11 protein-coding genes are annotated in these 12,105 nt (G+C 64.9%); 5 read left to right on the top strand and 6 right to left on the bottom strand.

All coding sequences use genetic code 11. The annotated features are described in order from the left end of the window. Positions 1-9: 9 nt before the first annotated feature. From glyS to HDG34_RS22950, 5 genes are all read right to left on the bottom strand, one after another. Entirely contained in the window at positions 10-2,109 is a 2,100-nt protein-coding gene (gene glyS, locus HDG34_RS22970) for a glycine--tRNA ligase subunit beta (protein WP_184062357.1), read from the bottom strand. Positions 2,110-2,124: 15 nt separating this feature from the next. After that, positions 2,125-3,132: a glycine--tRNA ligase subunit alpha gene (gene glyQ / locus HDG34_RS22965; RefSeq protein ID WP_008921090.1), complete on the bottom strand. Its 1,008-nt coding sequence runs from the start codon at positions 3,130-3,132 to the stop codon at positions 2,125-2,127. A gap of 181 nt (positions 3,133-3,313) precedes the next feature. Continuing rightward, complete coding sequence (locus HDG34_RS22960) at positions 3,314-4,924, bottom strand: FMN-binding glutamate synthase family protein (RefSeq protein ID WP_184062354.1); 1,611 nt, start codon at positions 4,922-4,924, stop codon at positions 3,314-3,316. Positions 4,925-5,187: 263 nt separating this feature from the next. Further along, a complete protein-coding gene (gene mnmA / locus HDG34_RS22955; RefSeq protein WP_184062352.1) occupies positions 5,188-6,441 on the bottom strand; it encodes a tRNA 2-thiouridine(34) synthase MnmA in 1,254 nt (417 codons plus the stop codon). Between the two features lie 58 nt (positions 6,442-6,499). After that, positions 6,500-6,979: an NUDIX hydrolase gene (locus HDG34_RS22950; protein WP_184062350.1), complete on the bottom strand. Its 480-nt coding sequence runs from the start codon at positions 6,977-6,979 to the stop codon at positions 6,500-6,502. 251 nt (positions 6,980-7,230) lie between these two features. Here HDG34_RS22950 and HDG34_RS22945 point away from each other — a divergent pair, with 251 nt between their 5' ends. The 5 genes from HDG34_RS22945 to HDG34_RS22925 all read left to right on the top strand — a co-directional run bounded on the left by HDG34_RS22945 (position 7,231) and on the right by HDG34_RS22925 (position 11,051). Next, entirely contained in the window at positions 7,231-8,373 is a 1,143-nt protein-coding gene (locus tag HDG34_RS22945) for a Re/Si-specific NAD(P)(+) transhydrogenase subunit alpha (RefSeq protein ID WP_184062348.1), read from the top strand. Between the two features lie 13 nt (positions 8,374-8,386). Continuing rightward, a complete protein-coding gene (locus tag HDG34_RS22940; RefSeq protein ID WP_018419437.1) occupies positions 8,387-8,713 on the top strand; it encodes an NAD(P) transhydrogenase subunit alpha in 327 nt (108 codons plus the stop codon). Then, a complete protein-coding gene (locus HDG34_RS22935) occupies positions 8,714-10,168 on the top strand; it encodes an NAD(P)(+) transhydrogenase (Re/Si-specific) subunit beta (RefSeq protein ID WP_184062346.1) in 1,455 nt (484 codons plus the stop codon). It abuts the gene before it with no gap. Positions 10,169-10,383: 215 nt separating this feature from the next. Beyond that, entirely contained in the window at positions 10,384-10,635 is a 252-nt protein-coding gene (locus HDG34_RS22930; RefSeq protein WP_184062344.1) for a type II toxin-antitoxin system prevent-host-death family antitoxin, read from the top strand. Next, on the top strand, positions 10,632-11,051 hold the full coding sequence (locus HDG34_RS22925) for a type II toxin-antitoxin system VapC family toxin (protein ID WP_184062430.1): 420 nt from the start codon (positions 10,632-10,634) through the stop codon (positions 11,049-11,051). The genes HDG34_RS22930 and HDG34_RS22925 overlap by 4 nt, the downstream gene beginning before the upstream one ends. A 286-nt stretch (positions 11,052-11,337) precedes the next feature. Here HDG34_RS22925 and HDG34_RS22920 read toward each other — a convergent pair whose 3' ends face one another. Next, on the bottom strand, positions 11,338-12,081 hold the full coding sequence (locus tag HDG34_RS22920; protein ID WP_184062342.1) for a YafY family protein: 744 nt from the start codon (positions 12,079-12,081) through the stop codon (positions 11,338-11,340). Positions 12,082-12,105: the final 24 nt, after the last annotated feature.

Below are 12,105 nucleotides of genomic sequence, written 5' to 3'. Positions count from 1 at the left end.
GCGCGGTGCTCAGGCGGCGAGTCGGGAAATATCGGCGACGCAGTTCATCTGCTGATGCAGCGCGCCGAGCAGAGCCAGACGGTTCGCGCGCAACGCGGGGTCTTCGGCGTTGACCATCACGTCGTTGAAGAACGTGTCCACCGGTTCGCGCAGCGCGGCCAGCGCCGTCAGCGCGCCGGTGTAGTCGCGCACGGCCAGTTGCGATTGCACGCGCGGCGTGACCTGTTCGAGCTGCGCGTTGAGCGCCTTCTCCGCTGCCTCGGTGAGCAAGCCGGGCTGCACGCCGCCATTCGTCACGCCTTCCGACTTCTTCAGGATGTTCGAGATACGCTTGTTGGCCGCCGCGAGCGACGCCGCTTCGGCGAGCGACGCGAACTCGCGCACCGCGTCGAGGCGCGCGACGAGGTCGTCGAGCCGCGTCGGGTTCAGCGCGAGCACCGCGTCGATTTCGCTGGCCGCGTAGCCGCGTTCGCGCAGCAGGCCGCGCAGGCGGTCCATGCTGAATTCGTAGATCGCGTCGGTCGAATCGGCAACGCTCGGCACACCGGCGAATTGCGCATAAGCGATGCGCAGCAGCTCGACGAAGTCGACGTTCAGCTGCTTCTCGACCAGAATGCGCAACACGCCGAGCGCATGACGGCGCAGCGCGAACGGGTCTTTCTCGCCGGTGGGCTGCAGGCCGATGCCCCAGATGCCGACCAGCGTTTCGAGCTTGTCGGCGAGCGCGACGACAGTGCCGGTCGCAGTGGTGGGCAAGGCGTCGCCCGAGAAGCGCGGCTGGTAGTGTTCCGAGCATGCGAGCGCGACTTCTTCCGGCTCGCCGTCGTGGCGCGCGTAGTACGTGCCCATCGTGCCTTGCAGCTCGGGGAATTCGCCGACCATGTCGGTGATCAGGTCGGCTTTCGCGAGGCGCGCGGCGCGCGTCGCGAGCGCGACGTTGGCGCCGGTCAGTGCGGCGATCGCGCCGGCCAGCCCTTCGAGCCGCTCCACGCGTTGCAGCGCCGAGCCGAGCTTGTTGTGATAAACGACGTTCGCGAGCAGTGGCACGCGATCCGCGAGCGGCTTCTTCTTGTCTTGCGTGAAGAAGAACTTCGCATCGGCGAGACGCGGACGCACCACGCGCTCATTGCCTTCGACGATCTCGACCGGCGTCGCCGTCTCGATGTTCGACACGATCAGGAAGCGCGAGCGCAGCTTGCCGTTCGCATCGGTCAGCGCGAAGTACTTCTGGTTCGTCTGCATCGTCAGGATCAGGCATTCCTGCGGCACTTGCAGGAATTCGTCCTCGAAGCGGCACTCATAGACAACCGGCCATTCGACCAGCGACGTCACTTCGTCGAGCAGCGCTTCGGGCATCACGACCTTGTCGTCACCGCCTTGCGCGAGCAGTTGCGAGCGGATCGCTGCCTTGCGCTTCGCGAAGCTCGCGATCACGCGGCCTCTGTGTTCGAGCGTTTCGGCATACGACTGCGCATGCTGGATCTGCACGAAGCCTTCGGACAGGAAGCGGTGGCCGAGCGTGGTGTCGTCGGCGTCGATGCCGAGCACGCTGACCGGCACGATTTCCTCGCCGTGCAGCGCGGTCAGACGATGCACGGGGCGCACGAACTTCACGCTCGAACCGTCGGGGCGCTGATACGTCATCGGATTCGGAATCGGCAGCTTCGCGAGCGTTTCGTCGAGCGCGCCTTGCAGGCCGTCGGCGAGCGTCGCGCCCGGCGCCGCGTAGCGCAGGAAGAACGCTTCGGCTTTACCGTCCTGGGCGCGTTCGAGGTCGTTCACCGTGAAATCGGGGAAGCCGAGCGCGGCGAGTTTCTTCGCGAGCGGCGCGGTGGGCTGGCCGTCTTTATCGAGCGCGACGGAAACCGGCAGCACTTTTTCGCGCACGTGTTTTTCCGGCGCGAGCGCGCGCACGTTGTGAATCGTCACCGCGAGACGACGCGGCGTAGCAAAGCGTTCGAACGACGGCTCGCCTTCGATCAGGTCGCGCGCCGCGAGGCGCTGCGCAATGCCTTCGGCGAAGGCGTCGCCGAGACGGGCGAGCGCCTTCGGCGGCAGTTCTTCGGTCAGCAGCTCGACGAGCAGGGTAGCGTGTTGAGATTGAGTCATTGGTTGAAGTTCTCGTCAGTCCTGGTCGATCTTGCGTTCGACTTTCAGCGGCGGCGCCCACGCGGGCATCGCGGCTTCCTGCTCGTCGGTGGTGAGGCCGGGCACGCCGTGCACCGGATTGCCGAGCATCGGGAAGCCGAGCTTTTCGCGCGAGTCGTAGTAGGCCTGCGCGACCAGACGCGACAGCGCGCGAATCCGGCCGATGTACGCCGCGCGTTCCGTGACCGAAATCGCGCCGCGCGCGTCGAGCAGGTTGAACGTGTGGCCGGCCTTCAGCACGAGCTCATAGGCGGGCAGCGCGATCTGTGCATCGATCATGCGCTTCGCTTCCGCTTCGTAGCTGTTGAAGAACGTGAACAGCAGATCGACGTTCGCGTGCTCGAAGTTGTAGGTGGACTGCTCGACCTCGTTCTGGTGATACACGTCGCCGTAGGTCAGGCGGCGCAGTTCGGGGCCGTTCGGGCCTTGTTCTTCCCACTCGGTCCAGACGAGGTCGTAGACGTTCTCGACCTTCTGCAGATACATCGCGAGGCGCTCGAGTCCGTAGGTGATTTCGCCGAGCACCGGCTTGCAGTCGAGACCGCCGACCTGCTGGAAGTACGTGAACTGCGTCACTTCCATGCCGTTCAGCCACACTTCCCAGCCCAGCCCCCATGCGCCGAGCGTCGGGTTTTCCCAGTCGTCCTCGACGAAACGCACGTCGTTCTGCTTCAGGTCGAAGCCGAGCGCTTCGAGCGAGCCGAGGTACAGGTCGAGAATGTTTTCCGGCGCGGGCTTGAGCACCACCTGATACTGGTAGTAGTGCTGCAGACGGTTCGGGTTCTCGCCGTAGCGGCCATCTTTCGGGCGGCGCGACGGCTGCACGTAGGCGGCGCGCCACGGCTCGGGGCCGATCGCGCGCAGGAACGTATGGACGTGGGATGTGCCCGCGCCGACTTCCATGTCGATCGGCTGGAGCAACGCGCAGCCCTGCTTGTCCCAGTAGGACTGCAAGGTCAGGATGATTTGCTGAAACGTGAGCATGAAGTGCCTTTCGGGCATGGGGCCATGCCGCGTGCGCCGAAGCGCGCGAGGGGGCCGTGGAGCGAAGTGCTAAACCCGAGATTTTAACGGAAAGGAAGGGGGGCGGCCCGTTTTGCGGGGTCGGACGGGCCGCGATGCGGTTTTTGGGCGACAGGCGACGCGGCAAGGGCCGCGCGCACGTTCAGCTCGCCGCCAGCTCCGCCTTCGGCGAGAACGAATCGCTTTGCGCGATCGGCCAGTAGGTCTCGAACAGGGTATAGCGATAGTTGCCGTTGAGCAGGTCGTTCGGTTCGAGATATTTGAGCAGATCCGACATCAGCCGCACCTCATGCGAGGACACGCGCCGCACGATGTGATGCGCGCGCAACTCAGCCGGATGCCGGAGCCCGGCGGCCTGGATGATTTCCTGCAACGCGTGCAGCGTGTTGTGGTGGAAGTTGAACACGCGATCGGCCTTGTCCGGCACCACCAGCGCGCGCTGGCGCACCGGATCCTGGGTCGCGACGCCGGTCGGGCAGCGGCCGGTATGGCAGGTCTGCGCCTGGATGCAGCCGACCGCGAACATGAAGCCGCGCGCCGCGTTGACCCAGTCCGCGCCGATCGCGAGCGTCTTCGCGATATCGAACGCGGTGATCATCTTGCCGCTCGCGCCGATGCGGATGCGTTGCCGCAGACCGATGCCGACCAGCGTGTTGTGCACGAGCAGCAGCCCCTCCTGCAACGGCACGCCGACGTGATCGGTGAATTCGAGCGGTGCCGCGCCGGTGCCGCCTTCCGCGCCGTCCACGACGATGAAGTCCGGCAGAATGCCCGTTTCCAGCATCGCCTTCGCGATACCGAAGAATTCCCACGGATGCCCGATGCACAGCTTGAAGCCGGTCGGCTTGCCGCCCGACAGCGTGCGCAGCCGCTCGACGAATTCGAGCAGCTCGCGCGGCGTCGAGAACTCGGAGTGCGTCGCCGGCGAGATGCAGTCGCGGCCCATCGGCACGCCGCGCGTCTCGGCGATTTCGGGCGTGATCTTCGCGCCCGGCAGCACGCCGCCGTGACCGGGCTTCGCGCCTTGCGACAGCTTCACCTCGATCATCTTCACCTGCGGTTCGGCGGCCTGCTTCGCGAACTTCTCCGCGTTGAAGGTGCCGTCGTCGTTACGGCATCCAAAATAGCCGGACGCGATTTCCCAGATGATGTCGCCGCCATGTTCGCGATGATATTTCGACATCGAACCTTCGCCGGTGTCGTGCGCGAAGTTGCCTTTCTTCGCGCCGAGGTTCAGCGCCATGATCGCATTGGCCGATAGCGAGCCGAAGCTCATCGCCGACACGTTGAAGATCGACATAGAATACGGCTGCCCGCGATCGGGGCCGACGACGATGCGAAAGTCGTGACCGTCGAGCGTGGTCGGCGCGAGCGAGTGGCTGATCCATTCGTGCGCGACCGCCTTCACGTCGATCCGCGTGCCGTATGGGCGGCTGTCGACATCGTTCTTCGAGCGCTGATAGACGATGCTGCGTTGCGCGCGCGAGAACGGCTTCTCGTCGGTATCGTCTTCGACGAAATACTGACGGATCTCCGGGCGGATGGATTCGAAAATGAAACGCAGGTGGCCCCACAGCGGGTAATTGCGCAGGATTGCATGGCGCTGTTGGCTCAGGTCGAACACGCCGAGCGCGACGAGCGCGGCCGGCACGAGGATCCAGAACCATGACAGGTGATGCGTCGCGGCGAGCGCGGCACATACCGCGGTGAGGGCGATTGCGCACCACATGGCCAGATAGCGTCGAGAAAACATGGGGACTCCAGTGCAGTGAAGATCATTGCGGCGGCATCGTCCGCACGTGAGCGCGGGGCGGTATCGGTCGCGAAGGAAAACCGGCGGTTGCGGGTCACGGTGCGATGCGGACCGGCGAAGTCCGAAGATAAGGCCTGCGAATGGAAGCCAAGCGTCGCACGCGAAGGTGAAGTGTGTGTGAATGCGCCAGGCGGGCGAAACATGGTGAACGGCGCGAACCTGCCGGAATGGTACGACCCGCCGCGCCCGCCGTTATGCATCGCTCAACGCGCGCCGAGCAGAGCCGCTTTTTGCCGCGGGGTTTGCGGCTCGTCCTGCGCCTGGCCTTGCGGCTGCTTTGGCTTGTGCGCCTGCTTGCGACGCTGCGCGCGGGTTTGCTTCGGCGCCTGATCCTGCGGCAGCTCGGCCGGTTGCCCGGTCATCGCGCGTTCGATGATGCCGCCGCCGAGGCACACGTCGCCGTCATACAGCACCGCCGATTGGCCCGGCGTGACGGCCCATTGCGCGGCGTCGAAGCTCAGTTCGAAGAGGCCTTCGCCCGAACCGCCTCCCGCCGGGGCGTTGAACGTGCACGCCGCGTCGGCCTGCCGGTAGCGCGTCTTCGCGCCGCACGCGAAGCCGTCGGTCGGCGGCTCGCCCGCGACCCAGCTCGTGTTGCCCGCCGACAGCGTATGGCACAGCAGCCACGGATGGTCGTGTCCCTGCGCGACGTACAGCGTATTCGTCGGAATATCCTTGCCGGCGGCGAACCAGGGCTCGCCGCTGCCGTCCTTGCTGCCGCCGAGACCGATGCCCTTGCGCTGGCCGAACGTGTAGAACGCGAGGCCGATGTGCTCGCCGACGATCTTGCCGTCGGTGGTCTTCATCGGGCCCGGCCTGGTCGGCAGATAGCGGTTCAGGAAGTCGCGGAAAGGCCGCTCGCCGATGAAGCAGATGCCGGTCGAATCCTTCTTCTTCGCGTTCGGCAGGCCGATCTGCGCGGCGATCTCGCGGACCTTCGTCTTGGGAATTTCGCCGAGCGGGAACAGTGTTTTCGACAGCTGCGCCTGGTTCAGCCGATGCAGGAAGTACGACTGGTCCTTGGTATGGTCGAGCGCCTTCAGCAGCTCGAAGCGGCCATCGTTCTCGCGCACGCGCGCGTAGTGGCCGGTCGCGATCGTTTCCGCGCCGAGCGACATCGCGTGATCGAGGAAGGCCTTGAACTTGATCTCGGCGTTGCACAGCACGTCCGGGTTCGGCGTGCGGCCGGCCGAATATTCGCGCAGGAATTCGGCGAACACGCGGTCCTTGTACTCGGCCGCGAAGTTGACCGCCTCGACGTCGATGCCGATCAGGTCCGCCACCGACACGACGTCGATCCAGTCCTGGCGCGTCGAGCAGTATTCGCTGTCGTCGTCGTCTTCCCAGTTCTTCATGAACAGGCCGACCACGTCGTAGCCCTGTTCCTTTAGCAGCCACGCGGTGACCGACGAATCGACGCCGCCCGACATGCCTACTACGACTTTGCGCTTGCTCATAAGGTACTCACTGGGTGCTGCATGACTGCATGGATCTATGGGGCCGCTCGTGACGGCCTCATTGCTTCGGCGCAACCGAATGCGTATGGACGACGTCGAGCGGGAAACGCCGGCCGGCCAGGTAATCGTCGATGCACTGCATCACGAGCGGCGTGCGATGCCGCTCGGGGCACGCGCGCAACTCATCGGCGCTCATCCACAGCGTGCGGACGATGTCGGGATCGAGCGAACTCGCCGGGTCCGGTTCGCCGCCCGCGCCGCAATAGGTGAAGCGCAGGTATGTGGTGCCCGCGCGGTCCGGCAGCTCGAAGTGGGTCATGTACATGCCGACGAGCGCCTCGGGCGCGAACGGATGCGCGGTTTCCTCGAACGTTTCGCGGATCACCGCTTCCAGCAGCGTTTCGCCCGCCTCGAGGTGGCCGGCGGGCTGGTTCAGGCGCAGGCCGGCGGCAGTGTGTTCCTCGACAAGCAGGAAGCGCCCGTCACGCTCGACGATCGCCGCGACGGTCACGTGCGGCCGCCAGGTTTCCGGTTTCATGGGTGCGCATTTTACCGGTTATGCGCGCCGGCTGCCTGGTGACCGCTGGCAGCCGGTTCGCAGCGTGTTCGAGGTGGGATCGCGACCGATTCGTAACAGTTTGGCGGTCTGCCGCGCATTCGCATCGACCCCGATATTTGTGATGCGGCGGTTTCCGGTTAAAGTGGGGCCTGCGTTAGCCGTTGCATGTGCAAGCCGGCGAGCCTCGTCGGCAGGTCTGTCGTCAAACAGGAAGTCGAGGAGGAACAACGATGCACATCGGAGTGCCAGCCGAGACGCGCGCGCATGAAACCCGCGTTGCCGCGACGCCCGAGACGGTCAAGAAGTACGTGGCGCAAGGCCACCGGGTCACGCTCCAGAGCGGCGCCGGCGCCGGCGCGAGCTTTCCCGATGACGCCTATACGGCCGTGGGCGCGGAAATCGTCGATGCCGCCACTGCATTCGGCGCAGATCTCGTCCTCAAAGTCCAATCCCCCACCGATTCCGAACTGCCGCTGCTCAAGCGCGGCGCGACGCTGGTCGGCATGCTCGATCCGTTCAACGCCGACAACGCGGGCAAGCTCGCCGCGGCCGGCGTCACCGCGTTCGCGCTCGAAGCCGCGCCTCGCACCACGCGCGCGCAAAGCCTCGACGTGCTGTCGTCGCAGGCGAACATCGCCGGCTACAAGGCGGTGCTGCTCGCGGCGACGCTCTATCCGCGCTTCATGCCGATGCTGATGACCGCGGCCGGCACCGTGAAGGCCGCGCGCGTGCTGATTCTCGGCGCGGGCGTGGCTGGCCTGCAGGCGATCGCCACCGCGAAGCGCCTCGGCGCCGTGCTGGAAGCGTCCGACGTGCGCCCGGCCGTCAAGGAGCAGATCGAGTCGCTCGGCGCGAAGTTTCTCGACGTGCCCTATGAAACCGACGAAGAACGCGACGCCGCGCAGGGTGTCGGCGGCTATGCGCGGCCGATGCCGCCGTCGTGGCTCGCGCGCCAGTCGGCGCTGGTGCACGAGCGCGCAAAGCAGGCCGACATCGTCATCTCGACCGCGCTGATTCCGGGCCGCCCGGCGCCGACGCTGCTGTCGGTCGACACTGTGCAGGCGATGAAACCAGGCTCCGTGCTCGTCGACCTCGCGGCCGGCCGCGGCCCCGAAGTCGACGGCCGGCGCGGCGGCAATTGTCCGCTGACCGAGGCGGACCAGGTGGTGGTGCGCTATGGCGTGCAGATCGTCGGCTATACGAATCTCGCCGCGATGGTGCCCGCCGACGCGTCGTCGCTGTACGCGCGCAACGTGCTCGACTTCCTGAAGCTGATTATCGCCAAGGAAGGCACGCTGAACATCGATCTCGCGGACGACATCGTCGCGGCCACGCTGCTGGCTCGCGACGGCCAGGTCACGCGCAACGCATAGGGGGAAGCCGAAGATGGAAGTCATCAATCACACGGTGATCAACCTGATCATCTTCGTGCTGGCGATCTACGTCGGCTATCACGTGGTCTGGAACGTCACGCCCGCGCTGCATACGCCGCTGATGGCGGTGACCAATGCGATCTCGGCGATCGTGATCGTCGGCGCGATGCTCGCGGCGGGTCTCACCGTCGGCAGCGCCGGGAAGTTCTTCGGCACGATCGCGGTGGCGCTCGCGGCCGTCAACGTGTTCGGCGGATTCCTCGTCACGCGGCGAATGCTCGAGATGTTCAAGAAGAAAGAACCCAGAAAACTACCGGCTGGCGGCAAGGAGGGTACGTAAATGAGCCTGAACGTCGTCACGCTGCTGTATCTGGTCGCGTCGGTCTGCTTCATCCAGGCGCTCAAGGGGCTGTCGAATCCGAAGACCGCGCGCGTCGGCAATACCTTCGGCATGGTCGGCATGGCGATCGCGATTCTGACGACCATCGCGCTGATCTCGCGGCAGGCCGAAGTACTTGGCTCCAATCTCGGTCTCGGTCTCGGCCTGCTGCTGTTCGGGCTCGTGATCGGGGGCGCGATCGGCGCGTTCGTCGCCGCGCGCGTCGAGATGACCAAGATGCCTGAACTGGTCGCGGCGATGCACTCGCTGATCGGTCTCGCGGCCGTGTGCATCGCGTATGGGGTGGTGTCGGAGCCGGCCGCGTTCGGCCTCGTCGATCCCAACGTGCCGATCGAGGGCTTCCTGCCGTACGGCAACCGCATCGAACTGTTCATCGGCACGTTCGTCGGCGCGATTACTTTTAGCGGCTCGGTGATCGCGTTCGGCAAGCTGTCGGGCAAGTACAAGTTCCGGTTGTTTCAGGGTGCGCCGGTCGTCTACGGCGGCCAGCATCTGATCAACCTGATGCTCGCGCTCGCGATGCTCGGCTTCGGCGTCCTCTTCTTCCTCACGCAGTCGTGGCTGCCGTTCATCATCATGACGATCATCGCGTTCGTGCTCGGCGTGCTGATCATCATTCCGATCGGCGGCGCGGACATGCCGGTCGTCGTGTCGATGCTGAACTCGTACTCGGGCTGGGCGGCGGCGGGCATCGGCTTTTCGCTGAACAATCCGATGCTGATCATCGCCGGCTCGCTGGTGGGGTCGTCGGGTGCGATCCTGTCGTACATCATGTGCCGCGCGATGAACCGCTCGTTCTTCAACGTGATCCTCGGCGGTTTCGGCAACGAGCCGGGCGCGGCGGCCGCGGGCGGCTCAGCGGAGCAGCGTCCGGTGAAATCGGGTTCGGCCGATGACGCGTCGTTCATGATGGGCAACGCCGAGACCGTCGTGATCGTGCCGGGCTACGGGCTGGCCGTCGCGCGCGCGCAGCATGCGCTGAAGGAGCTGACCGACAAGCTGGTCGAGAAGGGCATCGAGGTGAAGTATGCGATTCACCCGGTGGCCGGCCGCATGCCGGGTCACATGAACGTGCTGCTCGCCGAGGCCGAAGTGCCGTACGACATGGTGTACGAGATGGAGGACATCAACGGCGAGTTCGGCCAGGTCGACGTGGTGCTCGTGCTCGGCGCGAACGACGTGGTGAATCCGGCCGCGAAGAACGATCCGAAGTCGCCGATCGCCGGCATGCCGATCATCGAGGCGTACAAGGCGCGCACCGTGATCGTCAACAAGCGCTCGATGGCGGCGGGCTACGCCGGGCTCGACAACGACCTGTTCTACATGGACAAGACGATGATGGTGTTCGGCGACGCGAAGAAGGTGATCGAGGATATGGTGAAGGCGGTCGACTAGATCGCTAGCGGTGAATCGGCCTCAGGATCGCGGTGGGTCACCGCGATCCTTTTCATCTGTTCGGCTTCGCGTTCAGATGCCGCAGCAGATCCGCGAGCCGCCGTCGGCGGATTTTTCGCGGATGCGAAAATTTCTCTTTCGGAACTCACAACGTAGTGACTTGCCGACATTCCTGACATGTAGTAACGTTACTACGTTAGGTGGCGGGAGGGAATATGACGATTACGACCTTATCCAGCAGGGAACTCAATCAAGACGTGACCCGGGCGAAAAAGGCGACCAAAGACGGCCCCGTATTCATCACCGATCGCGGCAAGCCCGCCCATGTTTTGCTGAGCATCGAGGAATACTGGCTTCTCGCCAGACAGCGTCGCAACATCGTGGACGCCCTGGCCATGCCCGAGGTTGCTGACATTGAATTCGATCCGCCGCGCGTGGATATATCTATCCGGCCGGCTGAACTCTGATGTTTGTTATCGATACGAATGTCGTTTCCGAACTCCGTAAGGGGCGCAGGGCGGATGCCAACCTCGTCGCCTGGGCAAAGAGCGTCGATGCTTCGGCGCTCTTTGTTTCTGCAATCACGATCATGGAGCTGGCAACGGGCGTTTTGCTGAAGGAGCGCAGCGACCCGAGCCAAGGCGCGTTGCTGCGCGCATGGCTCGAGGAGCACGTCTTAACTGAATTTGCGGATCGCGTGCTGCCTGTCGATACGGGCGTTGCCTTACGCTGCGCGCGCTTGCATGTACCGGATCGGCGCTCGGAGCGTGATGCGCTTATCGCCACTACGGCGATCGTTCATGGTATGACCGTGGTGACGCGAAATGTCGCTGATTTCGTAGCAACGGGCGTCTGCCTTGTGAACCCTTGGCAGGCCGCGTGATTTTTCGCGGACGCGAAAAATTTCGCGTCGGGTCAATGCCGGTAACTGGACTTACCGGCATGCGTTTCACCTGCGATAACCGCCTGGATCGCCAGGCACCCCGGCCGTAAGCCTTATGCTTTCATAAGGAGCTTGACCCAATGACCATCAACGCATCTACATGGACAAGACGATGATGGTGTTCGGCGACGCGAAGAAGGTGATCGAGGATATGGTGAAGGCGGTCGACTAGATCGTTAGCGGTAAACAGACCCTGAGATCGCGGTGCGTCGCGCCGCGATCCTTTTCATATTTTCGGCCTCGCGTTTACGTGCCGCAGCAGATCCGCGAGCCGCCTGCCTTCCTGATCCGGATACGTCTCGAGCACTTCGAGATCGCGTATTTTCTCCAGTCCGAAATTGCGGAAATCAGCACGCAGCTCGCACCATGCGCCGAGCGTCCAGCGCGCGCCCCAGTACGCGAGCGCGAGCGGCCAGACGCGGCGCTCGGTGTCCGCGCCGTTGGCGTCGGTGTACGCGAAGCGCACCACCTGGCGCGCATCGATCGCGCGATGCAGCGTGTCGAGCTGCGTCGAAAAATCCCCCTTGATGTGAAACGACGGCGCGAAGATCGCGAGCCGTTCGAGCGTCGCGCGCTTGTCGGCGGGCATCGCCGATGCGATTTTGGCCAGCGCGCCCCGCGCGCCGCTCGCGAAGCCCGCGCCACCCCATGATTCGAGCATGCGCGCGCCGGCGGCGAGCGCGGCGAGTTCGTCGGCGGTGAAGGTCAGCGGCGGCAGACTTGCCGAGCGCGACAGCCGATAACCGATGCCCGCTTCGCCTTCGATCGGCACCCCTGACAATTGCAGATCGCGCACGTCGCGATAGACCGTGCGCGGCGAGATGTTCAGCCAGTCGGCTAGTTGCTGCGCGGTGGTCAGGCGCCGGCCGCGCAGCAGCTCGGCGATCTGGAACAGGCGGTCGGCGCGGCGCGTCATCGTGGGCGTCGGGTAGAGGAGGAAGGGGACGGTCCCGCGATGATAGCGCCGCATGGCGGCCTTCGGTCGGGGCGCGGC

Origin of the sequence: Paraburkholderia sp. HC6.4b, from assembly GCF_014200875.1 — a bacterium.
GTDB lineage: Bacteria > Pseudomonadota > Gammaproteobacteria > Burkholderiales > Burkholderiaceae > Paraburkholderia > Paraburkholderia tuberum.
This window is presented reverse-complemented; position numbering and strand designations above follow the sequence as displayed.